At 40.2% G+C, this 25,312-nt stretch carries 18 protein-coding genes; 11 read left to right on the forward strand and 7 right to left on the reverse strand.

The window, feature by feature from the left end:
* Positions 1–159 precede the first annotated feature (159 nt).
* Complete coding sequence (locus AC2SLP_RS08600; RefSeq protein ID WP_486536262.1) at positions 160–1,140, forward strand: fatty acid desaturase family protein; 981 nt, start codon at positions 160–162, stop codon at positions 1,138–1,140.
* A gap of 128 nt (positions 1,141–1,268) precedes the next feature.
* The gene (locus AC2SLP_RS08605; RefSeq protein WP_486536263.1) at positions 1,269–2,276 is read left to right on the forward strand and encodes a TIGR01777 family oxidoreductase; all 1,008 of its coding nucleotides are present in this window, start codon (positions 1,269–1,271) and stop codon (positions 2,274–2,276) included.
* A gap of 19 nt (positions 2,277–2,295) precedes the next feature.
* On the opposite strand, the gene AC2SLP_RS08610 is transcribed toward AC2SLP_RS08605, so the two are convergent.
* Positions 2,296–3,975: an efflux RND transporter periplasmic adaptor subunit gene (locus AC2SLP_RS08610; protein WP_486536264.1), complete on the reverse strand. Its 1,680-nt coding sequence runs from the start codon at positions 3,973–3,975 to the stop codon at positions 2,296–2,298.
* Positions 3,976–4,356: 381 nt separating this feature from the next.
* Here AC2SLP_RS08610 and grpE point away from each other — a divergent pair, with 381 nt between their 5' ends.
* The 6 genes from grpE (at position 4,357) to AC2SLP_RS08640 (ending at position 11,072) form a co-directional block, all read left to right on the forward strand.
* Complete coding sequence (gene grpE / locus AC2SLP_RS08615; protein ID WP_486536265.1) at positions 4,357–4,986, forward strand: nucleotide exchange factor GrpE; 630 nt, start codon at positions 4,357–4,359, stop codon at positions 4,984–4,986.
* Positions 4,987–5,312: 326 nt separating this feature from the next.
* Positions 5,313–7,250, forward strand: coding sequence for a molecular chaperone DnaK (gene dnaK / locus AC2SLP_RS08620; RefSeq protein WP_486536266.1), 1,938 nt, complete (start codon positions 5,313–5,315; stop codon positions 7,248–7,250).
* Positions 7,251–7,759: 509 nt separating this feature from the next.
* Entirely contained in the window at positions 7,760–8,329 is a 570-nt protein-coding gene (locus AC2SLP_RS08625) for a porin family protein (RefSeq protein WP_486536267.1), read from the forward strand.
* Between the two features lie 510 nt (positions 8,330–8,839).
* A complete protein-coding gene (locus tag AC2SLP_RS08630) occupies positions 8,840–9,424 on the forward strand; it encodes an outer membrane beta-barrel protein (protein ID WP_486536268.1) in 585 nt (194 codons plus the stop codon).
* Positions 9,425–9,644: 220 nt separating this feature from the next.
* Positions 9,645–10,121: an NfeD family protein gene (locus tag AC2SLP_RS08635; RefSeq protein WP_486536269.1), complete on the forward strand. Its 477-nt coding sequence runs from the start codon at positions 9,645–9,647 to the stop codon at positions 10,119–10,121.
* Between the two features lie 90 nt (positions 10,122–10,211).
* Positions 10,212–11,072 (forward strand): SPFH domain-containing protein, encoded by an 861-nt coding sequence (locus tag AC2SLP_RS08640; RefSeq protein ID WP_486536294.1) that lies wholly within the window; start codon positions 10,212–10,214, stop codon positions 11,070–11,072.
* Between the two features lie 528 nt (positions 11,073–11,600).
* Here the strand turns inward: AC2SLP_RS08640 and hemN are convergent.
* Entirely contained in the window at positions 11,601–13,169 is a 1,569-nt protein-coding gene (gene hemN, locus AC2SLP_RS08645; RefSeq protein WP_486536270.1) for an oxygen-independent coproporphyrinogen III oxidase, read from the reverse strand.
* 405 nt (positions 13,170–13,574) lie between these two features.
* Positions 13,575–14,489, reverse strand: coding sequence for a DMT family transporter (locus AC2SLP_RS08650; protein WP_486536271.1), 915 nt, complete (start codon positions 14,487–14,489; stop codon positions 13,575–13,577).
* A 319-nt stretch (positions 14,490–14,808) separates the two neighbouring features.
* Here AC2SLP_RS08650 and AC2SLP_RS08655 point away from each other — a divergent pair, with 319 nt between their 5' ends.
* Positions 14,809–16,407, forward strand: a complete 1,599-nt coding sequence (locus tag AC2SLP_RS08655) for a YifB family Mg chelatase-like AAA ATPase (protein ID WP_486536272.1) — start codon at positions 14,809–14,811, stop codon at positions 16,405–16,407.
* Between the two features lie 211 nt (positions 16,408–16,618).
* On the opposite strand, the gene AC2SLP_RS08660 is transcribed toward AC2SLP_RS08655, so the two are convergent.
* From AC2SLP_RS08660 to AC2SLP_RS08670, 3 genes are all read right to left on the reverse strand, one after another.
* Entirely contained in the window at positions 16,619–17,263 is a 645-nt protein-coding gene (locus AC2SLP_RS08660; protein ID WP_486536273.1) for a c-type cytochrome, read from the reverse strand.
* Between the two features lie 186 nt (positions 17,264–17,449).
* Positions 17,450–19,048, reverse strand: a complete 1,599-nt coding sequence (locus AC2SLP_RS08665; protein WP_486536274.1) for a flavin monoamine oxidase family protein — start codon at positions 19,046–19,048, stop codon at positions 17,450–17,452.
* A 119-nt stretch (positions 19,049–19,167) separates the two neighbouring features.
* Positions 19,168–20,499 carry a cytochrome c gene (locus tag AC2SLP_RS08670; protein WP_486536275.1) on the reverse strand — a complete coding sequence of 444 codons (1,332 nt, stop codon included), beginning with the start codon at positions 20,497–20,499 and terminating at the stop codon, positions 19,168–19,170.
* Between the two features lie 13 nt (positions 20,500–20,512).
* Between AC2SLP_RS08670 and AC2SLP_RS08675 the strand changes: the two genes are divergently transcribed.
* The gene (locus AC2SLP_RS08675; RefSeq protein WP_486536276.1) at positions 20,513–20,656 is read left to right on the forward strand and encodes a hypothetical protein; all 144 of its coding nucleotides are present in this window, start codon (positions 20,513–20,515) and stop codon (positions 20,654–20,656) included.
* A gap of 540 nt (positions 20,657–21,196) precedes the next feature.
* The gene (locus tag AC2SLP_RS08680) at positions 21,197–21,931 is read left to right on the forward strand and encodes a hypothetical protein (protein ID WP_486536277.1); all 735 of its coding nucleotides are present in this window, start codon (positions 21,197–21,199) and stop codon (positions 21,929–21,931) included.
* A gap of 127 nt (positions 21,932–22,058) precedes the next feature.
* Here AC2SLP_RS08680 and AC2SLP_RS08685 read toward each other — a convergent pair whose 3' ends face one another.
* Complete coding sequence (locus AC2SLP_RS08685; RefSeq protein ID WP_486536278.1) at positions 22,059–25,154, reverse strand: efflux RND transporter permease subunit; 3,096 nt, start codon at positions 25,152–25,154, stop codon at positions 22,059–22,061.
* Between the last annotated feature and the right edge of the window lie 158 nt (positions 25,155–25,312).

Raw genomic sequence — 25,312 nt, forward strand, 5'->3', positions numbered from 1 at the left:
TCACGGTGTTAACCTCGTTAAGCCTACCCTAGTAGTACTTGCACTCGGTTGCCTTGTGACTACTTTAAAGTTCTTTGACTATAGTGCTACACCAACCTTTATTGCGATTGCAACATATTTATCGAGTGCCTAAATCCAAAATTCTCATAAGGACTTAGTATGAAAATGTCCACAAAAACACGCAACAAAACACTTACCATTCGGCAAACCCTTAAAGAGGTTCAATGGAAGGATTTACGTCAACTGACACATGCTCAAGTTATCTATAATATTATTCTTCCTTATCCCTTTTTATTCCTATCATGGTGGTTTGCATGGCACTCTATGTTTGTGTTTGCTTGTATAAGCACTTATTTGTTTTTTGCGGCTGCATTCAGACAAGCGCATGACGGATACCACCACAGCTTAGGTATTGGCAAACGCAGTACCACACTCCTGATAATGATCATGAGTGTTTTGCTATTTACAGGGTTACACAGTATCAGAGCCACACATATGCAGCATCATCGGGACCCATTGGGTAAAGATGATATTGAAGGCAGTTTGGCTAAATTGTCTTGGTGGCAAGCTTTATTAGGGGGAATCAGATATCGATTTGCAATTTATAAAAAAGGGCTGGTATTAAGTTCAAAAAAATCTAAACGAATTGCTTGGATTGAATTTGGCCTGATAGGACTATGTACAATCGCTATTTGTGTCGGTGCTACGTTTAGCTATTTAACTACTAAAGACCTCATATCCTACACTTATCTCATCAATGCGTCGGTACTCAAAGTGGCCATTTACCATCTTATTGTGATGATACTCGCTAATGCTAGCGTTGGTTTGATTGCAGTCTGGGGCGTGCATCATGATTTAAATGAAGGTATTGCAAGAACTGAACGCAATCGATTTATAAATTTAGTAACCTTTGGTCTCCTGTTTCACGTGGAACATCATCTATATCCAGCTGTACCCACCAATAATCTACCGACACTTGCCAAACGCATTGACTCGATAGCGCCTGCAACCACAAGTAACCATGTGGTTCCAAAAATAAAAGACTTAAAACTCTGGTTAAATAAAAAACGTAACACTCATGACAATAACAATCGAGGGACTGATAATAATCAGTGTCCAATCAGACGTCATTTTGCTTGATAACGTGTCTGTAAATAATTACGATGAATAAGACTTTAAAACAAAGACTTTAAAACAAAGACTTTAAAACAAAGACTTTAAAACAAAGACTCCAAACAAAGTGCATCAGGTAAATAAGGAAGAGACAGATGAATATTTTAATAAGCGGTGGCACTGGATTTCTAGGTCGTGCTTTTAGCGACTGGGTTTTGCAGCAGGTTGTCAATAATCCTGAATATGCCTATCGTCATATACTAAAAGACGCAAGCTCTATAAATATAACTTGGTTAAGTCGAGATGTGAATCAATCGCATCCTAGTGAAATCACAATGATGAGCTATGATGAGCTAAAAATCACTACCATGTACTTTGATGTCATCATTAACCTTGCAGGTGCAGGTATTGCGGATAAACGATGGAGTGATGCGCGCAAACAACACTTATATGCAAGTCGTATTAAGCCCACTCAAGCCATTTTGGATTATATAGCACGAATAGATAAGAAACCCAAACTTCTCGTGAGCGGATCGGCAATTGGCTGGTATGGTGCTCAAGGGGATAAACCTTTGGATGAAAACAGCAGCGCGGTTTCACAATATGATGATGCTAATTCTGTCAATACCGATTTTGCGCATGAGCTTTGTGATAGATGGGAGATAGAAGCAGCAGGTGCAGCTGCATTCGGCACACAAGTGGCGATAGTTAGAACAGGTGTGGTTATACATCCAGAGGGTGGTATGCTTGCACGCCTATTGACACCTTTTAAAATGGGAGCAGGGGGCAAGCTTGGAGATGGTATGCAAATCATGAGCTGGATTAGCCGTGAAGATTGGGTACGTGCAACGTGGTTTATTATTGAGCAAAACTTAGGCTTTGATGAATCTAAACTGTTAAGCCAGCAAAACCCCATTATTTACAACTTAACTGCTCCAAACCCTGTCAGTAATGCTGCATTTACTAACGCTGTTGGCGAGTGGCTCAATCGGCCTACGTTTATGACTTTACCCAGTTGGTTGCTAAAACTAATGTTTGGAGATATGTCAACACTATTGATAGATGGTCAAAAGGTGTTACCCGTCGCACTAGAAAACTTTGGTTTTGAATTTAAGCATATTGATCTTGGTAATGCACTGCGTAACCAGACGTCAATAAAATAAGAGCTAAAACAATCAACAATTATTCCACAGATATTAATTTGCCCGCAGAATCTTTTGGTAAATCTGCTAAACATACGACACTGTCATTATTAATACCGTGAACTAAATATTTATCGGATTGAGCAAAATACTCAATGACTTTAACGGGGGTATAAGATAGGTGCTGGTCTTGCTCGATGACCCAAACATAACCATGTATCTCCTCAGTTGGTCTAGGATGTTTGGCGTTTAGTTTGGACAAATCAGCTTCAAAAATACCTTCCTTTGGCAAGCGCACACCCAGCTGTTTTTGACCATAATCAATCGACATAATGGCGAGCATTCCAGGCTCTAGTATGGCCTTATCATCATCTTCAGAGAGGAGTGGAGCTCGAACCACCAGATACCCTTCATCAAGCACCGGCGTTATGTGACTGATTTGACCGGTAAACTCACTATGCGCCTCAAAGACTTTGAAATTTACGGAATCACCAACGGATAATTCGGATTCTGCCGTTAAAGGAAGCCTACCCACTAGCTGTAATTTGTGAGTATCGCCTACTGTAAGTAAGGTCATGTCTTTATTAAGCGGATGTGACAACTTAAGAGGTTTGCTAGCGGCTGTGTCAGCTGCATCAATCATATTGGTTTCTACAATACTTTGCTGTGTGTTTGCCTTATCTTGAGGTTTGATTGACGTTTTAGCAGATGTATTGGCTAAAGTATTGGCTGAATCTTGGGAACTATGAATTTGCGATGATTTAGAATTATCAGAAGTTTGGGGACCTAAATTTTGTGCTTCTAAAGTTTTTAAAGCTGAAGTTTTGGCAGGAGAAGTTTTGGCAGGAGAAGTTTGTGATGCTTGGCTAAGTGACTCTAGCGATGCCATTAACTCCTCGTTAATATTAATAATAGTACCTTTAATAGGCGACTTAAATATTAACGTAACCTCGAACTCGGCATTTAAACTGCCATTATTATTTTTAAGAATAGTCGACGGCTCTTTTTCGGGTAGATTTTTTACAGTATCAACGGCATTGGTTGAAACACTATGGGTTGTACTTTTAGAAGAGTCGTTATTATTTCTACTATCTTTTGATGACTGCGTATTTTGTGACGACTTTGACGCTGCTGAAGACGTATAAGCACGGCTGACATCGTTTGAAGCCTCGCCATTTGGTGTATTATCTTTTATTAACGTAGCTTCTTTTACTGACGTAGCTTCTTTTATTAACGCAGCTTCTTTTGAAGAGTCAGACCGTGTGGGATTTTGACGAATACCATCAACCATAACTTCTATATAACGGCTATCTATAGAGGACGCATTGGCGTCACTCATGGAGGTGTCTATCGTTGCCAGTATCTGTCCTTTTTCTACACGCTCACCTTTTTTGACATATAAGGTGATGTTATCTGCACTAAAAGGAGTATTAATAGCGGTGAAATCCACAGGAATTAAAGCACCTTCTAGCGTATAGCTAGGTTGGTATCGCTCTGGGTTGCTGGTCATAATAAGTGAGCTAACTACAATCACCTCATCTTCTAATATTTGAACGTTAGGCGCCTCAGTGCTTCCATGATCAGTTTTTTGACACCCACTGAGCATTAAAGAAGCACTCATCATTAAACTCGTACTTATCATAAGCGCTCTAATGGCTTTTAACCCTAGTCCTGATTCAAAGAAATTAATGTACTGTTTTGGAGGTGTGTTCAATTGCATTCTAAATGGGTCCTGTGATAATTCTAGGCAGTCTTATATATCAGCGATATCGATATCAATATGAAATGCTTATCACCTATAACTATAAAACAAAAATATCAATGATATTAAAACTTAGTATACCGATGACCTGTACTTTCTTAAGTAATGATTACGTGTCTCTTTGGATACGATACTGAGATTGTTTTAAGTTTGTTCCTAGGCCTTGAAATTTTAGTGAATAACCTTAATCAAGCAATAAGTATATAAAGAAAGCCTATAAATATTAAATTCAAATAGGTCGTTATCAAATACCGACTTCTGATTTCTATATCATTTTTTCTATATCATTTAATTTTAATCTTATAATTTGCCTAAAGTTTTGGCTATTAAGGAGAAACCATGAGTAACGATACAAATAATACAGCCCCTAATCATCAACATGATGCAGATAATGTTACTGCTGCACAGTCCAATTTAGATCAAAAGGAAACCGTATTAAAAGAGTCATTAGATGAATTTAATCCTGATGTAAATGGTGGTGAAAATCAAACCATTGAAAATGAGATTGACCTTCAAGCTTTTAAAGATCGTATTGCCGAATTAGAAGGTGAGGTTAAGTCCGCCAAAGAAGGTCAAGCACGCGCCAATGCGGATGCTTATAATGCACAAAAGCGTATGGAGCAAGAAACGGAAAAGAGTCGTAAGTTTGCCTTGCAAAAATTTATCACCGAGCTTTTAGATGTCGTTGATAACTTAGAGCGCGCTATCGTTAGCGTACAGGCAGATACTGACGCAGATGCTGCTATCATGGAAGGGGTAAAATTAACCCACAAATCTTTATTAACTGTTTTAAATAAGCATGGCGTTGAAGTAGTTGACCCACAAGGTGAAAAGTTTAACCCTGATTTTCATGAGGCTGTAGGTATCGACCCTGATGCTGAAGCTGATACAGTGGGTGAGGTTTTACAAAAAGGCTATACCTTAAATGGTCGACTATTACGTCCTGCTATGGTTAAAGTGGGTCAATAATTCATCTCTCACTAAATGTGCATCAATATCGGGCTGTTCATAACCGGACAAGCATAGACAGCAATTAAATATACGGTAGTTATCTAAACCGTACATACATAAAAAGACAAAAAATTTGCTAATTTTATGCATGTTTAACTTGAAAAATAACCGCAGTAAACCGATATAAAGACCAGAAGCAAGGCTTATGAAGGTTGATGTTATCAATATGATTAAATTATTCATGGCAATCAAATTATTCATGGCAATCAAATTATTGATACATTCAAAGCCAAGTGCTAATTTTTAAATAAACATAAACAATAAATTTTTTGGAGTTTTATATTATGGCTAAAACAATAGGTATCGACTTAGGTACTACCAACTCTTGTGTTGCAGTAATGGAAGGTGACTCAGTTAAAGTCATCGAAAACGCTGAAGGTACCCGTACGACTCCTTCTATCATCGCTTATAAAGATGGTGAAACTCTTGTAGGTCAGTCTGCAAAACGTCAAGCAGTCACTAACCCAAATAATACTTTATACGCTATCAAACGTCTTATTGGACGCCGCTTTGACGATAAAGTAGTGCAAAAAGATATCGGTATGGTGCCTTATAAAATTGTTAAGGCAGACAATGGTGATGCTTGGGTAGAAGTCAACGGTAAAAAAATGGCGCCACCACAAATTTCTGCTGAAATCCTAACAAAAATGAAAAATACAGCAGAAGATTACTTAGGTGAAAAAGTAACAGATGCCGTGGTTACTGTACCAGCATACTTTAATGACTCTCAGCGTCAAGCGACTAAAGATGCCGGTAAAATTGCTGGTCTAAACGTTAAACGTATTATTAACGAACCAACAGCAGCTGCACTTGCATACGGTATGGATAAGAAGCAAGGCGATCGAACCATTGCTGTGTACGACTTAGGTGGTGGTACATTTGACGTATCTATCATTGAAATTGCAGATGTTGACGGTGAGCAGCAGTTCGAAGTACTTTCTACCAATGGTGATACGTTCTTAGGTGGTGAAGATTTTGATTTAGCTTTGATTGATTTCTTAGTGGAAGAGTTTAAAAAAGAGCAAGACTTTAACCTAAAAGGTGATCCATTAGCAATGCAGCGCTTAAAAGAAGCCGCTGAAAAAGCTAAGATCGAACTTTCAAGTGCCCAAAGCACTGATGTGAACTTACCTTACATTACTGCAGATGCGTCTGGTCCTAAGCATTTGGTTGTGACCATCAGCCGCTCTAAACTTGAAGCATTAACTGAAAACTTAGTGAAGCGTACTATTGAACCTTGTAAAATCGCTTTAGAAGATGCGGGCCTAAAAGCCAACGAAATCGACGATGTTATCTTGGTTGGTGGTCAAACCCGTATGCCACTGGTACAAAAAACAGTGGAAGACTTCTTCGGTCAGGAGCCGCGTAGAGATGTCAACCCGGATGAAGCGGTAGCTGTTGGTGCGGCAATTCAAGGCGCCGTATTATCTGGTGACAAAACTGACGTACTATTATTAGATGTTACGCCATTGACACTAGGTATTGAGACTATGGGCGGTGTGATGACACCTATCATCGAGAAAAACACGATGATCCCAACTAAGAAGTCTCAAGTGTTTTCAACCGCTGAGGATAATCAACCAGCAGTAACCATTCAGGTTTATCAAGGTGAGCGTAAAGTTGCTTCGCAGAACAAATTATTGGGTAACTTCAACTTAACAGATATTCCACCAGCGCCTCGTGGTATCCCGCAAATCGAAGTTACTTTTGACATCAATGCTGATGGCATTATGAATATTTCAGCAAAAGATAAAGGTACGGGTAAAGAGCAAAGTATCCAAATTAAAGCGGACTCTGGTCTATCAGATGATGAAATCGAGCAAATGGTTCAGGATGCTGAAGCAAACGCAGCTGAAGATGAGAAATTCGCAGCGTTAGCTCAAGTTCGTAACGAAGCAGATGGTCGTATTCATGCGGTTCAAAAAGCCATGAAGGAAGCTGAGGATAAAGTAACCGATGACGAAAAATCATCAGTTGAGGCTGCCATTAGTGAGCTTGAAACAGCAACTAAAGAAGATGATCATGATGACATCAAAGCGAAGCTTGAAGCTCTAGACAATGCATTCTTACCTATTAGCCAGAAGATTTACTCTGCTGGTCAAGGTGCAGAAGGTGTAGATCCTAGCCAAGCGGCAGATGGCGCGCAAACTAACGATGCTGCAGCCGATGATGATGTGGTAGATGCTGAGTTTACTGAAGTAGACGAAGATGATAAAAAATAAGAGTTGTGTGTTTAATCATCGTCATCAATAACTGGAATTATGAACTAAGACAAGTGTGCAGATTAAGTTATTGTTGATAGGTGTTAATCGTGAAGGCCATACCTAGGTATGGCCTTTTTTGTATATAAAAATCTGTATATGATTAAATTTAAAATTTTAGAAACTAAAATATGAATTATCTTTTTGAATATTAAGGATTAAAGTAACATTTAACTTCTCGATATTGTTACTAGAATATACTTAAAAAGGTTAGTTGTAACAAAATGTTTTAACAAACCCTGCTTTGTAACTAGATGAATAACTAAAAGGTGCAAAAGTTAACTTCTAATCTAACAAACACAAACAGTTATTTCGAAATATCTTGTTACTATGTACTCATCGATTGAAAGACAAGCAAAGTCGATAACAAGCTGATTTAAATGTTATTTGATGAATAAGAATACATTTAGATTTGAGATTCAACTGTTACAAACTAAGCTTGTTCACTATTATTAAATTGGAGAGACATTATGAAATTATTACAAAAATCACTACTAGCATTAACTACTGGCGCTTTAATGACTATGGGTGCACAGGCTGCCGTAACTTATGGTAATGGCATGACAGCTCAACCATACATTGGCGCTAAGATTGGTCAATATGATCTAGATCGTGCCGACGACGAAGCAATGTCATATGGTATTTATGGTGGTGCTAAATTCACACCTAATTTCGGTCTTGAAGCTGAATATCTGACTACAGGTGATGAAGACTTCTCTAAAGTATATGAATATTCTGCAGATACTTATGGTTTATATGCTACTGCAGATTATTATGTGCCAAATACCAATGGTTTATATGGTAAAGGCCGTTTAGGTGTAGCAAAAAATGAAGTAGAATTAGAGACTAAATCTAACTACATTAATGTTAACACTGAAGGTTCTACCACGGGCGTTGCAGGTGGTTTAGGTCTTGGTTATGATTTATCGCCTAATGCTTCTATCGAAGCTATGTATAACTGGTATCCTTCTATTGAAGTAGATAACAGTGATGACTTAGATGCCTCAGGTATTACCCTTGGAGCTCACTTCAAATTCTAATTTGATTAAATCTTAAATTTACTAAGTTTTTACTATTATTTAAAATTGGTATTAAATTAACAAAACGACTACTTTAGGTAGTCGTTTTTTTCATATGTCATGGTTTTTAATACTTCCAAAAGAAGCTTCTTATAATCTTTATCCTCCTGTTGAGGTTGGCGATGAAGATTTTGATGCATCGGGTATTACATTAGGTGCTCATTATAAGTTTTAGTTTAATTTAGGTTTGAGACAGTCCCAAAGCAAAATTAAAAACGGCCGCATAAGTGGCCGTTTTCTATTGTAAAGCTATTTGCTTAAAGTTACTGATTAGCGTTAATGGATATATTTGGAAGGAATACTTTACAACTGGCCTATCAAAGCTCAACAGACTAAATTGTATATTTTGCTATTATAGATACATAAGGAGTTGGAACTAATAAAAAGTATAAAAAATAAAAAGTTAATTCTTATACTCTTTTAACATTCAATTATCTAAATATTATTTAAGAATAATAATAGGAGTTAATCATGAAACTATTTCAAAAAACACTACTCGCAATAACAACTGGCGCACTAATGACAATGGGTGCACAAGCAGCCGTTACTTATGGTAATGGTATGGTAGCGCAGCCTTATATTGGTGCTAAAGTTGGTATGTATGACTTAGATAGTGCTAAGGATGACGCGACATCATATGGTGTATACGGCGGTATGACCTTTGATCCTAATTGGGGTATTGAAGCTGAATATATGACAACCGGTAATGAAAAGTTTAAAGATGGTGTACTTAATAAGTCAGAGTATGACGCAAAAGTTTATGGATTATATGGTACCTATAATTATACATTCCCAGGTTCACAAATGTATGCTAAAGGCCGTCTAGGTATTGCTAAAAACAAAATTGATGTTGATTCAAAAGCTTACACTTATAACGCCTATAGTGGTAGTTCATCAGACACTGGATTAGCAGGTGGATTAGGCTTAGGTTATAATTTAGCGCCTAATGCTGCTATAGAGCTTGCTTATGATTGGTATCCAAAAGTTGATAACGTTGCTGACCAAGGTAATTTAAATGCTTCAGGTATTACTTTAGGTGCTAATTTCAAATTTTAATCAACTGCAAAATATCTTTTAAATTAATTTGTTCTAAGTTGACTTAAATTAATTGTATATATAACGACCGCTTCGGCGGTCGTTTTTTTATGTCTAAAATAATTTTTGATGCAAAGTAATATTGATTAAGTTGATAAAATTAGAGTTTATTAAATGTTCCACAGACGCTATGGGTTAATGATGGTAATATAAACATAGTTAACACACTTAAGGATGACGTATGTTTGGCATAGAACCTTGGCACTGGTTAGTACTCGGAGGTATTTTAATCATACTTGAAATGTTTTTGACCACATTTGCTACGCTTTGGTTTGGTGTGGCAGCGGTCATTGTGGCGCTGTTGGCATGGCTGTTTCCAATATCAGAGTTAATGCAAATTGTAATATGGTTAATTATGTCTATTGCCATGGTATTTATCTGGTTTAGATTTATACAACCTTTGTCAATTGACCGAACCAAAGCTGGGCTTGGTGGGTCTGTCATAGTTGGTGAAACAGGAATGATTACTTCGGTACCAACGCTTAAAAGAACAGGTACGGTTCGCTTTAGTGTGCCTATAGTCGGTGCCACCGAATGGCCATGCCGAACGCGAGGTGAAGCTCTTGAGATGGGGCAACGGGTAGTGGTGGTTGATATTATAGGTAATGAGCTGGTTGTTGCGCCCTCTAAAATACAGGCACATATCAACCACCGATAACCGTATAGTACCTCAATAGACCATTATAGAATCACAACAGATTATAGAATAAATAGTCGATAAATGGATTAAATGTAAACGGAGTTTATGATGGGAAGTGTCAGTATTGTCATGTTAGTACTTATCGCCTTGGTTGTCTTTACGATATTCAAAGGCGTGCGAATTGTTCCTCAGGGGTATAAATGGGTAGTCCAGCGATTAGGTAAATATCAGCAGACGCTTGAACCTGGACTTAATCTAATCATCCCTTATGTGGATGAAGTGGCTTATAAATTAACCACCAAGGACATTGTTTTAGACATTCCGTCGCAGGAAGTTATTACGCGCGATAACGTGGTTATTATTGCTAATGCCGTGGCCTATATCAGTATTGTTCAACCAGAAAAAGCAGTGTATGGCATTGAAGATTATGAGTACGGTATTCGTAATTTAGTACAGACGTCTCTGCGCTCTATTATTGGTGAAATGGATTTGGACAGCGCCTTATCAAGCCGTGATCATATTAAAGCCTTGCTTAAGCAAGCCATTTCTGAAGACATCGCAGACTGGGGGATTACCCTCAAAACTGTAGAGATTCAAGATATTAATCCTTCAGATACCATGCAGACGGCGATGGAAGAGCAAGCAGCGGCAGAGCGACAGCGCCGTGCGACCGTGACACGTGCCGATGGACAGAAGCAGGCGGCTATTTTAGAAGCCGATGGACGCTTAGAAGCCTCGCGCCGTGATGCTGAGGCTCAAGTTGTATTGGCGAAAGGTTCTGAAGAGTCCATACGCTTGATTACCAATGCGATGGGTGAAGAAGAGATGCCTGTGGTTTATCTTTTGGGTGAGCAGTACATTAAAGCCATGCAAGAGCTTGCGGAGTCTGATAATGCCAAAACTGTCATACTGCCAGCGGATATTTTAAGTACTGTTAAAGGTATGGTGGGTAACAAATTTAAATCTTAAGTCGATTTGATATCATTTTAAGTTTTATTCTCAAAGGCTAAAAGATTATTAAAAGTTTAAAGTTAAAGGACTCTAACAATAACTTCGTTAAATAAACAACAAAGATAATAAAAATAAATTTCATAATGACACGATCAACGTATATATACCATTGCCGACTATCTATTTGATCGAGTCGTATAGGCTGGCGCTACCGATACCACACAAAGACTTATGGCACATTATTACTGATAGTCTTGATCAGAATAATATAGTATTGGTAGGGCAGGGAACCTCGTATTGTGTTTAAGTGAAGTTCGTTTTTACGAAGTAGTCACTTTTTATTGGCAACCGTTATGGGGCTCGATTGATTATACCTTACCGACCAGTGTAGGTGCAGGCTTAGCTGCTCCTTAATTTAATGTTTTGTCAAATATAGTCAGCGAAATACTAAACGATTACGGTGTTAACTCCGCTCGCCCTACTATAATAGTACTTGAACTCGGTTGCCTTTTAACCATTTTATATTTCTTTGACTATAGCTCCTTACTAAATCACTTTTGAAAAACGACCTTTTTCTTTACTGGCTAAATAAGTGTCAAATACCATGGCCACGTTACGGGCGAGAAGACGACCTTTAGGCAAAATACGAATTCCTGCAGCATCCATATCGATTAATCTGTCTTGCTGCATATCACCGAGCTGCTGAATCTCATCAATAAAGTAGGTGATGGCATCAATACCGAATTTCTGATTTAAGTCTTTAAAGTCGATGTAATCATGACAAAGTAAGTTTGAAATGACATAACCACGGAGACGATCTTGAATGTTGGTTTTGATGTGTCTCACAGCAGGCAATTTATCGGCATCTACCATCGCTTCATACTCTTTTAGATCGGTATGATTTTGCAATATATGTGTGGCGCTATTGCCTCTATTGGCATGAAGGGTGCTATTGATCTGACTAATAGCGGACACGCCGAAACCTAATAAATCGCAATCACCAAGTATGGTATAGCCTTGAAAATTTCGATGTAGCACTCCTTCGCGCTGTGCGACAGCCATACTATCATCAGGCTTAGCGAAGTGATCAATACCTATATATTGATAACCTGCCTCATTTAAATCAGCTATAGTATCGCTGAACATTTCAAGCTTCTCACTGGGGCTCGGTAAATCCTCGTCCTTGATTTGGCGTTGCGACTTGAAGCGATGAGGTAAATGCGCATAGTTAAATATAGACAATCTATCTGGTGAGATATCGACAATCGTCTCTACCGTTTTGGCGAAGGTCTTAGGAGTTTGATGCGGTAAGCCGTAAATTAAATCAATATTGGTAGACTGAAAGCCCAATTGGCGCGTCTTATCCATCACACTGCGAATAAGCGCTTCAGACTGTACTCGATTGACCGCGATTTGTACTTTATGGTCTAAATCTTGTACCCCAAAGCTGATGCGGTTAAAGCCTAAGTGACGTAAGACATCAAGGGTGGTGCCTCTAATTTCACGCGGGTCAATTTCAACCGAATAATCGCCAACGTCCGGCTGCGCTTCGGTAGTATTATCGATTGACGACGGTGCAAATTCAAACTGAGTCTGTAAAAACCCCCAAAGCTCAACCAGTTCGTCATCACTAAAGAAGGTTGGCGTTCCTCCACCTAAATGTAGCTGCTTCACATAGGGTTTGCCGCCTGAGTCTGGACGCTCTAATAAAGCCCGTTTTTGTTTTATTTCTTGTTTTAAATACTCTAAATAGTCGCCAGCATCACTGTTCTTTTTGGTAATAATTTTATTGCACGCACAGTAATAGCAAAGGTGGCGGCAAAAAGGTATATGAAAGTAGAGTGATATCGGAGCATTGGGGTCGCGACTGGTCAAAATATTTAATTCAGTACCACTTTGAATAGGTTTAAACTCCAAAGCGGTAGGATATGAGGTGTAACGAGGCCCTGAGCGATTATACTTTTGAATCAAAGCTTCATCGTATTCTAACTGCGGCATATCAGATGTCGCGGCATCAAACTGTCTTTTGGCATAAGGATTTGGTGGCGTAAAATCTGGACGTTCAGTTGAAGGAAGTAGGTTGGCTTGGTCTGTAAATATTGCAGAATTGGTCATAACTATTGCCTTATCGGAAAGCCGATAAAATAAAGCGGATGGATAAATTGATTTATTAGGGGATGTATAGAATTGATTAATTAGGACTGCTAATAGCTTAATCCGTTCTCAGGGGCGGGACGATTTTTTGCCAATATATTGCGACATTCAATAATTAAGGGTTCTAGCTTAGAATGACTAAGCGTTAAAAATTCACTGCATATTGACTAAAAAATAGTCTCCGCCAGTTCCATGAATCAATTCTATACAGCCCCTGGTCAATTATAACAAATTATAGCAAAATAACCTGTAACCTCAGGGTTATCATACTTCTTAAATATAGCTGCAACTTATACTTTATAGCTATTTTTTTTACAATTTAATGGTTGGTTATAATATTATTTGTTATGCCGCGCAGCTCATAGTTCATTTGAGCATTGATTTTCTTATACCGCCCCAAGTTACTAAGGCTACGCCGCTAACGATTAATAAAGCCCCCATAGCCAGTCCTTTAGGAGGAGCTTCCCCTTGTACAAATATCGCAATGGGTATGGCAAAGACGGCAGCGGTAGAACCTAGTAAGCTTAGTAGTACAGGCCCTCCAGATTTTTGTAAAATAAATAACAGTTGAAATTGAGCAGCAAAAATAAAAGCTTGCAGTACGATTACACCGATTGAGACGGTAAAAGTTAATGAATCTTGGGTAGGTAGGGATAATGAAAAGTTTGGCAAAATACTTACCACGGTTAACTGTATGGCTGCCGCTACTAGCATACCCGGTGCTAAGGCGCTAGGCGGGGCATTAGGTGGCCATCGTAGAGTGCGATAAAGATTGCCTATCGCCAATAGCACAGGACCACACAAAGTTACTAAGATCCAAAAAACACTCGCATCAGGCGCATTTAATTTATTGCCAGCCAAGACCCCTGCGCCGCCCAATGCCGATATCACGCCCAAAGCGCGCAACACATCAAAGCGCTCCATCTTTAACAATAGCGCACCCAGATAAGTCAATAATGGCGGAAGGGTGATGACTAACGCCACAAAACTGGCGCCAACTTGAGGAATAGCAGAAAAAAAGATTAAGTTAGCGCCTGCCACACTGACCAATGCGGCTACCAAATAATACTCGAGACTGCGTTTAGTTATCAGTGGCGGCTGGTGACGGGCTTTGGCCCTGACCAATAATATCAAAGCTGCGCCAGTAATAGACCAAAACACAAATGCTAAAGGGTTAAGATCTATAGTACCGGCATATTTGGCCAGATTGGTCGAAACGCCTAAAAGGGCGCCGCCAACCAATAGACAGGCCAGTGCAGTGACTGTGTTTTTATTTAACATCTTGATCCTTAGCCTGTTCCTTAATCTGATCCTAAATCTCTTCTATGGCGTATGCCTCGCGTCATTCGGTGCATTTTATGTCTGTTAATCATGTTGATTAAATATAATAATATGAGCAATATCATCAAAAAATTCTAGCTAAACTCAAATTGAGCTTTGCTAAGTTTTGATAATTAATCTATTATTTGAATCTTTATTGTCTAATGTTCATATCAATTGCTCATATCAATTGTTCAAATGTAGCATAACAACTAATGTTCACGTTTTTTAAACTTATTTCACATCCCTGTTTATATATGTCTATACGTTAAGGTAATACATGTCTTTCGCCCAAGTAAATACACGTTCGGTTGTTGGGCTGCATGCCCCTAAAGTTATGGTAGAAGTGCATCTATCGCAAGGCCTACCTGCATTAACCATTGTAGGACTACCAGAGGCCGCAGTTCGAGAAAGCAAAGACAGAGTGCGCTCGGCCATCATAAATTCGAACTTCCAGTTTCCTAATCGGCGTCTAACGATAAATCTTGCGCCAGCAGATCTCCCCAAAGAGGGCGCGCGCTTGGATTTACCGATTGCGATGGGCATATTAGCCGCGAGTGGTCAAATAGATCCTGAATGGTTACATGAATATGAGTTTATCGGTGAGCTTGCGTTAAATGGTGATTTACGTCCCATAGCAGGTGGGCTAGCTGTAGCACGAGCCATTAAAACTGACTTAAACAAAAAACATAGCCAAGCCAACTCGTCAAATCAAGATGATAATACACAGTCATCACAAAGCCATGAGATATCGCATAAGCTGATGTTGCCAATTGTCAATGGTAGCGAGGCAAGCCGCGTTGCTGGAGTGACTGTGTTTGGCGCCACAACGCTTGCTGCTGTATGTGACCATCTTCAGGCACAGCATAGCATCGCGTTAGACCCTAATAATAAGACAAGTCAAGCGGGTTTATTAACGCCCATAACCTCCAAACTACCTAAACGTGATGCCAGCTATAAAGTTGATCTGGCAGATGTGAAAGGTCAACATCATGCCAGGCGAGCGTTAGAGATAGCAGCGGCAGGTGGGCATTCGCTATTGTTCACCGGCCCACCTGGTTCTGGCAAAACGTTGATGGCAGCTCGCTTGCCAACCATACTGCCAGACTTAACGGATGAAGAGGCATTAGAGGTCGCCAGTACTTATTCAGTAGCCAATACTGAGTATCAGTATGGCACCAGACCTTTTAGAGAAATTCACCATACTATATCAGCAGTTGCATTAGTCGGCGGAGGTTCACGACCTAAACCAGGTGAGATTACCCTTGCTAATAAAGGGGTGCTATTTTTGGATGAGATGCCAGAGTTTGATAGAAAGGTATTAGAGGTACTACGCCAGCCGTTAGAGTCAAAACAAATTACCATTAGCCGTGCTAACCAACAGTCAACCTTTCCAGCGAACTTTCAATTGGTGGCCGCTATGAATCCCTGCCCATGTGGTTATCATGGTGATTCTTCTAACCGCTGTCACTGTCGCCCGGAGCAAATCCAGCGCTATCAAGATAAAATCTCTGGGCCTTTACTGGATCGAATAGATTTGCAGGTCAGTGTGCCGGCACTACCTATCAGTGATTTACAAAATAGCCAAGCGGGCGAGCAGTCGCATACGGTGCGCTCAAGAGTTACCAGTGCCTATGCGCAGCAGCATAAAAGGCAGAATAAGCCAAATAGTGAGTTAACGCCCAGTGAAATGGACAAACATATCACGTTAGGAGAAAATGAAAAGCAGCTACTTGCAATGGCTCAAAGTAAGCTTAATTTATCTGCCCGAGGGTATCATCGATTATTACGGGTGGCTCGCACCATTGCTGATCTGGCAAATAGTGCTGATATACAAACGCCTCATTTGAGTGAAGCACTCAGCTATCGCGGTAATTAAGTGGTTGAGATTATTAGATAAGTACTAATAAATAGAAGTAAACTAGTAAAAGTAATCTAGTAAAAGCAATCTAGTAAAAGCAATCTAGTAAAAGCAATCTAGTAAAAGCAATCTAGTAAAAGCAATAAACAAGCTGATAATCATAGCAGCTTGTTTAAATCAATAGTTAGCTTAGTTAATAATTAACCCAGAGCGTGCTTAACGGTTTGAGCTATCTTTCATCTTCAACTGGCGCGTGGTCAGGGCGTAAATGAATAACATCATCTTCGGTAACCTCAGCATTATAGTTGTTTAAATCATTCATCACATATTGGGTGACTGCCGCTATCTGTTGATCGTTCATCATTAAGTCAAAAGATGGCATACCGCGTAACCCATTAATCAAGATATCGATAATATAGTATTTAGAATCCATCTTAGTATTATTAGCAAGTGGTGGATAATAGCCTGCACCAAAGGCGCCTTCTCCTTGATGCATGTGACATCCTGCACAAGAATCATGATATAGCTTTTTGCCATCTATCGTGGCAAATGAATTTTCCTCCCCAAACTTCTGCTTCCATTTATCAAGTTCAGGGTCTTCTTGATAGGGGGCTATGTCGCTAAAGTCAACGACATTTCTATTCGCATCATTTAATTCCGCTTCTGTCATATAAACTGCGCCCCAAGAGCCATTATTACGACTGGATTGCGGATCAAACTGTGCTTGCGGAGTTGTTGGTGCATAGCCGTCTGTGGTTTTTGCTAAAGTTTCTGCATTTTGATCTGCGGTTGAACAGCCATATAATAGCCCTAATGTGGATGCCATAAGCAGGGCGCTGATAGGTCTGATGAGTCGGTATGTAAAATAAGTCATATTAATCTCATTATTTTGTAGACAAGCCTTATGGTCGTAATTAACAATAGTTTTAAAAACCAATGCGAGATAACTTTACTAAGCCTAAGTTAATAACTAATAACGGTATTTAATAATAACCTTTGTTATTCTTGAAACTTAGCATTACTTATCACCAATGATTCAATCATACTACTGAAAGGCAAATTAAACCGCTTTGGCTCTTTTGTGCAGACGATTGGCGGTATCAAGCCCAGATAAAAGTGATCCCTCTTGCCATGCAGGTATATGTGAGCAATGCTCACCTGCTAGCACAATGCGGTTATCAATGCTAGTTAAGGTCTTATAATATTGATCGCGTGCTTCATAAGTCCATATGCCGTAACACCCTAACGTCCACGGTATACGGTGCCAAACCAACGACGTACCTGATAAAAACTCTTTAGGATACTGCGGATGAATGTGCTTACCATAGGCAAGCGCTGCATCAATACGTTCTTGAGGAGTTAGCGTGTTAAATTTATACGAGGTTGGACCCCATCCATAAGCGCCTAACAGAACGCCAGTTCCTTGACTAAACATATCTTGAGACGGATAGGCAATTTGCTGAATGGGCAAATCAGTGTAAGAAATACCGCCATAAATCCACTCATCCTCTTCCCAAAAACGACGTTTGAATTCAAGCCCTACTTTGAATGAGGTTTGGTAAGGTACCGCTGATATAGCTTCTTGCATAGGTCTTGAGAAGTTAACAGGAATTTGTGTTAATACCGATAAAGGTATGGTACAAATACACCAATCCGCAGTAACCGATTGGGTTGCGCCACCCGTATCATTAGTGTTCACATAATCTACTCGTACCCCATTATCATCTTGATGCACACGGGTTACTTTGGCATTTAGCGTGATCATATCCTGACATTCGCGTGCAAATGCATTACCAATGGCATCCATGCCCCCTACTGGCTGGAACATGGTGGGATGATGCATATACGGAGTGAAGTTGGCGTAGATGTCTGACCACACGCCTGAGTTTAATAGTGCATCAAGTGGGATAGGCGTAGAGGGCTGAGCTTTGGGCATGTCACCGCCTCCAGGGTAAACAGAATACCCACGGTATGTCGCGGTATCCATACTACGCTTGTAGGTATAGTTATTATCCAAAGCGCCCCAGCTTTTGAGATTTTCTAAAAGTTTTTCTTTATCTTCATTGGTTACGGCTTGATCTAAGCCGCCAACATTCACCGCTTTAGACAATAATTCAGAGACATGACCTCTCACATCGGCTTCCACATCACCTAAACGCTGCGGTGCACCATTGAAATGATTAATGCGATGTAGATAAGCACGGTTGTTGGTTTGAATAAAAGGTTCAAGTTTCACCCCGAATTTCTTACAGTAATGGAACACGGCATAATGATGACTGGGAAGACGCCACGGCCCTGGGTTTAAATAGTTGCCATCTTGAAAGTTACAGGTAACCTCTTCGCCCCCAAGTTCGGTAAAGCTATCGCCTCCACGTAAGGTCAAACAGCGGCCACCACTACGATCTTGGTATTCAAGAATAGTCACTTTATAGCCAGCTTTTCTTAATTCATACGCCGCTACCATACCCGCTAGACCAGCGCCTAGTACAACAATACTAGCACCTGGAGGTGCGCCTTTAAGATCCATTTGATCTTTAAAACTAGATTCAGATGCAAAGCCTAATGTTGTCATCGCCTGATACATGGCAGTAGCGCCCGCTGTCTTACCAATCATGGTGAGTAGCTGCCGGCGGGTTGGGGATTTAAGATTGTCTAACATTATCTTGTCCTTGTAACTTTTAATCGCTAAGTTTGACCTGATTAAACTAAGTTTAGATCGTCTTAACTAGCTTTAGTTTGTTTTAACTAAGTTTAGATCGTCCTAACTAAGTCAGCGCACTAATTGCGTTTGATAAAGGCTCGAATGATCAAGAACAATATGATTAATCCGGCGATAATACCTAGGATGGCAAGCCACCCAGCATTTTTAATCAAAAAAGGGGTGTCAGGTCTCGCATTAAGATGTGTAATAACATCCTCAGCAGAAACATTACTTTCTGATAACCCGCCAAACTTAACCCGCACAAAGTTGGTTAATTGTGCAATTTCACCTGCACTTAAATCGTTAGCAAATCCAGGCATTTTTGGGCGGGTATTGACGACATCATGCACCCCATAGTTGATCACATTGATGACTGGTGCTGGATTATCACGACGTAAGCTGGATAAACCGATAATTGGCGCATATCCCGCATCCGATTGTCCATATCCATTCACTCCATGACAGCTGCCACACTTAGATAGATATAAAGATTCTGCAGGTGACTGTGCTTGAGATTTAGCCGTCTCAAGATAATCAATTTGCTTCATTAAATTGATTTCGATGTCATCGCTATGTTTTTTGGGTAATGCCGCAAGGTTAACTGGCTGCAGTGTATCATCAGTTTCAATAGCAGGTATGGCTTTTAGATAGCTTGCAATCGCATTAAGATCTTCATCACTTAAATAACGAGTGCTATTCATAACTACTTCACCCATGGGGCCTGCTGCCAAAGCTTTGCCATGTAGTTCACCAGAACGAAGATATTCGACAATCTCATCCTCTGTCCAGCTACCAATACCACTTGCATCATCTGGAGTAATATTAGGTGCAAATACATTACCTAATATAGCGCCTGTCAAGTACTTATCAAACTTGTAACCCATGGTAGAGGTACGCGGCGTGTGACAAGTACCACAGTGTCCCAGATTATCGACCAAATACTGCCCCTTAACTTGCTGTTCGGTCAGGCCATCTCGAACTTCCCAATTCGGCATATTTATAATATTCCATCCAATCATAAACTGGCGAATATTAAATGGGAACTTTAACTGGGTTTCGTATTCGGGTTCTTTATCTACGGGTGTGACCGTCTGAAGATAAGCAAATAAAGCGTGAATATCCTCATCTGTCATACCACTATAGGAAGGATAAGGCATACCTGGATATAATCGATGCGTCGGTGTTTTACCTTGGGTGATGGCTTTTTTGAGATCCAGCTCTGTGTAGTTACCAATTCCATATTTTACAGAAGGGGTGATATTAGTGGCATAGACTTTACCCATTGGCGTTTCAATAGGGATACCGCCTGAGTAATTTTCTTTATGACAGCCCATACAGTCTGCTTGACGCGCGACATAAGCACCTTGATTAACAAGCGCACTATTTGCTTCACTATACGAAGGCATCATAGTAGGTGCGGCATTGGCTGAGCCAAAAGATAGACAGAATAAAGTAGCCGCCATGAGTTTTGATATGAATATGGACGACATCGAAGATAAGTGTCGAGGGGACAGCTTGTTAAATGATAAAGCAGATATGGACTTCATAACTTCCTCATTTGGCTAGTACTTATATACTGGCTTAATGGTTAAAATAAGGGGTAGGACATTAAACGTTCAATACTTTAAATATTTCAATACCATATAAAGTTATGAGATATATAGTTATTATCAAAATACTAAATGCGCACCTTTTTTAATTATCCTTGATTTAATAATCTTGTTTTAATTAAAGATTATCCAACATATGTATCTATGTAAATAAGAATAACGTAGGCTTAACAATATAGAAACGAATAAACTTGCATCAGTTTACATTCTTTAGTAAATTCTAACTTTAGTAAATTCTAAGCTTTTAAGTAGAGTATTTATTAAAACTCTTCATAACTTTTAAACCCATATAATTATAATCAATCAATAAATTTTAAAGGCTTTCAATAAAACTGGCTATTTGATTATCAGGGCTTAATTACAAGGCCGAGTATTTGATATAAACATTAAGTTGTGTAATTGTTTTATTAAGATATACTAAAAAAGTAACTAAAATTACTATACATTTATTAATTTATTTGTTAACTAGCTAACTAACTACTATTAGGGAACTCGGATGGCATTACAAGGATTTAAGCTTAAGCAAACTATTGGCGTGGCTGTTGTTTCTTCAATAGCTTTACTGGTGGGGTGCTCCTCGCAAAACGATAATTACAATGTTGAGTCGACGCAAGTGGCAGCACAGTCAGAGCGACTGGGCACAGAGTGGGGCGATGAAGTCACCTCTAGAGTTCATGAGGTTGATATGCGCCGAGTAAGTAGCGAGCCAATTGATACTATGCAAGTGAATTACGCCGATAAATATTATTCAGGGCGCGCCTTAAATAGTATCTCATTGGTTGCAGGGAAGCTCGACTTCGCCGTACAGGGTGATAGAGGTAGGCTACCGATATATCGTGATGCAGGTAACTACTATCTACAAGGTAAGGCTGGACAAGCCTATCGTCTGACATATCGTAATAATAGCCAAAAAATTTATGAGATTGTTGCCAGTGTCGATGGTTTAGACGTTCTTAATGGCGCGTCGGCGAGTAGATATAATGATGGTTATGTTCTATATCCAAATGATGAATTGGTCATTGAAGGTTTCCGCAAAAGTCAAAATGCGGTCGCCTCCTTTATATTCAGCAAACCAGAAAGTGCTTATGCGGCTAATACTTCCGCAGGATCAATTAATAACACGGGTGTTATAGGTACCGTGGTCTATGAGCTCTATGATCCTAATAAACCTAGATATCAAAATCCGCAATCTTTTCCAGCGGATAATGGCTATGCTCAGCCCCCAAGATAATAGCGTCAAAAAAAAAGTGTGATAACGTCATTAACACTTATTAACTGCTAATTTTTAAAAGCTAGTAAATGTCAAAAGCTAGTAAGTGTTAAGACAGCTATCTTTATGTACTATCGTGCAGGTTACTTCAAGACGACTCTTGTGTTTTACCATGTGGTCGTAACCACTTTGCAAACCAGTTTGAAACGTCATCCATGAAAGTATAAACCATTGGAATAACAATCAGACTTAAGAAGGTTGAAGTAACTAGCCCGCCTAATACCGCGGCTGCCATCGGACGGCGGAAGGTTGAATCCACATCACCCAATCCAAATATTAACGGAAGCATACCTGCTCCCATGGCCACCGTGGTCATAATGATGGGTCTTGCCCGTTTTTTACAAGCATCGAGTAACGCATCAAAACGGCTCAGACCATGGTCTCTTTCTGCCAAAATAGCGTAATCCACCAATAGAATTGAGTTTTTGGTGGCAATACCCATCAGCATAATAAAACCAATCATAGAGGGCATGGACAAACTGCTGTTGGTAATTACCAAACCGACAAACGCGCCGCCTATTGATAGAGGGAGGGCCATCAAAATAGTAAAGGGCTGAAGCACCTTACCAAAGAGTAAAATTAAGACCCCAAAAATGCAGATAATACCCACACTCATAGCCACTATAAAGCCACTAAATAGCTCAGACATACTCTCAGCTTGACCTTGATCAATGATAGATATGCTTTGAGGTATATTCTTCTCTTGAAGCGATGGTATGGCTTTAACGGCTTCTACCAATTCTCCAAGCTCACCGTCTGCAACTTGCACTGTAATTGTAATAGCACGCTCTCTATCAAATCGCAGTATTTCTGATGGGCCAGTACCAAATTCTAAATTTGAAACGTCACTAACACGTGCGCCTGCAGGGCTATTACTGGGTACAAATAAATCCCCGAGTTGACTCACATTGTCCTTAGCCTCTTCAGGTAAACGTACAACAATAGGCACTTGGCGCGTCTCTAAATTCAATTTTGAAAGACGCTGTTCGTAGTCACCAAGTGTAGCGACACGTAAGGTATCTGCAACGCCTTGAGTCGTTGCCCCCTGATCGGCCATCGCTATGCGGTCTGGGATGATGGAGAGCTCTTGACGCGGTAAACTTCGGTTGCTGGTCACGCTACCTGCTAGAGGTAAAGCGCGAATTTCGGACATAATTTGGCGTGCGGTTTGTTCTAATAGTTGAGGATCGGTACTCGTAACGGCAAAACTGTATCCTGATTCACCGCCGCTTGATAACCCGACATCAAAGCGTGCACTTGGGACAGAGGTTAATATATCGCTGATCTCACGCTCAATCTCAATCTTACTTGGACGAGTGCCGCGAGGCTCTAGCACGATATCTAAACTGGCTGCATTTTCGACACTGGCGGCGTTGGATGCGGAGTCCAAACTGGCTTCTTGTGGATCGCCCACGACACTTAAGACGCTCTTGACGCCCTCAACTTGCGATACACGCTCTTCTACCATTTTAGCGATGCGACTGGTATCTTCCAGACTCGCATCTGGCGTAAGCTCAATCCCAACCCGAGTTTGATCAATATTATTCTCAGGGATGAACGTCGTGGGCAATTGGGTTACTAATGTTAATGACGCCATAAACAACAGTAAGGTGATGCCTAAAGTCAACCAGCGATGATGCAGGGTCCATCCTACTGTTTTTAGATATAGCTGCATCACGCGACTTGTCTTTTCGACATGGTTTTTTTCAGGACGTAAGACGTATGCGGCCATCATTGGTGTAATAAGGCGCGCCACCATTAAAGACACAAAAATAGATATGGCAGCTGTCCATCCAAACTGACGAAAGAACTGGCCAACAACACCGCTCATAAAGGCAGTTGGTAAGAATACCGCAATGAGAGTAAACGTGGTGGCTACCACCGCAAGCCCAATCTCGTCCGCTGCTTCCATAGCTGCCTGATAAGGTGTTTTTCCCATACGCAAATGCCGCATGATGTTTTCCACCTCGACAATGGCGTCATCCACCAAAACCCCAATTACTAACGACAATGCCAATAGACTAATAATATTCAAACTAAAATCAAACAGATACATACCCAAAAAGGTAGGTATTACCGATAATGGAAGCGCAACTGCTGATACAATGGTGGCTCGCACGTTACGTAAGAATAAAAATACCACGACAACTGCCAATATACCGCCTTCGATTAGCATTCGTACAGACGCTTGGTAATCTTCATCGACTGGGGTTGCTCTATCGAATACCTTACTTATTTTATAGTTGGGCATATCTTTTTGTAACTTAGCAAGCTCTGCATCAACCAGCTCTACAATCTCAACCTCACTGGCACCTTTAGCGCGGGTGACGTTAAAAGCCACTACCGTTTCGCCATCTAATTTAGCAATAGAACCAGGGTCCGCTGTACCGTCTGTGATAGTAGCAATTTCACCTAGACGCTGGGCGCCGCCCGTGGGCAGTGCGATTTGAAGATCATTTAATTCGTTTGCTCTTTCAACCGCACCCAAGACCCTAATATTTTGTTTACTACTGCCTATTTCCGCCTCACCCCCAGAGCTGTCTTGCTGAATACTGGCAATTTGCTGTGACAATTGAGTAATGGGTAATTGTAAAGCGTTTAATGTAATAGGATCGACTTCGACACTCACTTCTCGCTCAAGACCCCCAACACGGCTTACGGTGCTTACCCCCTTAATATCAGACAAGCGTTTGCTGATGGTATCATTAACAAACCAAGACAAGTCCTCAGTACTAATATTATTGGCAGACACACTATAAGTAACTACAGGCAGTCCAGCAGTGGTCACCTTTGTGACTATAGGATCGTTAGCCGCCGCAGGTAAATCACCTTGAACTTCACCAACCGCAGAACGCACATCATCTACGGCTTCTTGAATATCTTTTTCAAGAACAAACTCAGTCGCTATGGTTGCCGCTCCAGTTTGTAGAGTAGTGCGCATGTGCTTAACGCCCTCAATGCTTGAGATTTTATTTTCAAGCTTTTTGGCGACATCATTTTCAAGCTGGCTAGGCGCGGCTCCAGGTAAGGTGACAGTAACGACCACAGCGGGTAAATCAATGTCGGGAAACTGCTGCACTTTCATTTGCATAAAACCATAAATACCTCCTAGCGTTAGGAGGATAAATAGTAATATGGCTACCAAAGGGTTTCTAATAGAGTAAGCTGAGACGTTAAGGCTCATAAGTGCATCCTGCCTGGGATTAAACAAAATTTGATAATACTTTTAAATTCGTAAATTATTATTGATGTAATTGGCGTAATAAGTATAAAATAAAAAGCTAATTTATTAGGTTTAAGTAATCCGTTTCAATACTTAGTTTAGATAATAAGTTTAAGTAA

Source organism: Psychrobacter sp. CX21, assembly GCF_057396255.1.

Excerpts from the sequence above, each read along its gene's own strand:
- AC2SLP_RS08600 (WP_486536262.1), top strand. The coding sequence starts at position 160 with ATGAAAATGTCCACAAAAACACGCAACAAAACACTTACCATTCGGCAA.
- AC2SLP_RS08605 (WP_486536263.1), top strand. The coding sequence starts at position 1,269 with ATGAATATTTTAATAAGCGGTGGCACTGGATTTCTAGGTCGTGCTTTT.
- AC2SLP_RS08610 (WP_486536264.1), bottom strand. The coding sequence starts at position 3,975 with ATGCAATTGAACACACCTCCAAAACAGTACATTAATTTCTTTGAATCA.
- grpE (WP_486536265.1), top strand. The coding sequence starts at position 4,357 with ATGAGTAACGATACAAATAATACAGCCCCTAATCATCAACATGATGCA.
- dnaK (WP_486536266.1), top strand. The coding sequence starts at position 5,313 with ATGGCTAAAACAATAGGTATCGACTTAGGTACTACCAACTCTTGTGTT.
- AC2SLP_RS08625 (WP_486536267.1), top strand. The coding sequence starts at position 7,760 with ATGAAATTATTACAAAAATCACTACTAGCATTAACTACTGGCGCTTTA.
- AC2SLP_RS08630 (WP_486536268.1), top strand. The coding sequence starts at position 8,840 with ATGAAACTATTTCAAAAAACACTACTCGCAATAACAACTGGCGCACTA.
- AC2SLP_RS08635 (WP_486536269.1), top strand. The coding sequence starts at position 9,645 with ATGTTTGGCATAGAACCTTGGCACTGGTTAGTACTCGGAGGTATTTTA.
- AC2SLP_RS08640 (WP_486536294.1), top strand. The coding sequence starts at position 10,212 with ATGGGAAGTGTCAGTATTGTCATGTTAGTACTTATCGCCTTGGTTGTC.
- hemN (WP_486536270.1), bottom strand. The coding sequence starts at position 13,169 with ATGACCAATTCTGCAATATTTACAGACCAAGCCAACCTACTTCCTTCA.
- AC2SLP_RS08650 (WP_486536271.1), bottom strand. The coding sequence starts at position 14,489 with ATGTTAAATAAAAACACAGTCACTGCACTGGCCTGTCTATTGGTTGGC.
- AC2SLP_RS08655 (WP_486536272.1), top strand. The coding sequence starts at position 14,809 with ATGTCTTTCGCCCAAGTAAATACACGTTCGGTTGTTGGGCTGCATGCC.
- AC2SLP_RS08660 (WP_486536273.1), bottom strand. The coding sequence starts at position 17,263 with ATGACTTATTTTACATACCGACTCATCAGACCTATCAGCGCCCTGCTT.
- AC2SLP_RS08665 (WP_486536274.1), bottom strand. The coding sequence starts at position 19,048 with ATGTTAGACAATCTTAAATCCCCAACCCGCCGGCAGCTACTCACCATG.
- AC2SLP_RS08670 (WP_486536275.1), bottom strand. The coding sequence starts at position 20,499 with ATGATGCCTTCGTATAGTGAAGCAAATAGTGCGCTTGTTAATCAAGGT.
- AC2SLP_RS08680 (WP_486536277.1), top strand. The coding sequence starts at position 21,197 with ATGGCATTACAAGGATTTAAGCTTAAGCAAACTATTGGCGTGGCTGTT.
- AC2SLP_RS08685 (WP_486536278.1), bottom strand. The coding sequence starts at position 25,154 with ATGAGCCTTAACGTCTCAGCTTACTCTATTAGAAACCCTTTGGTAGCC.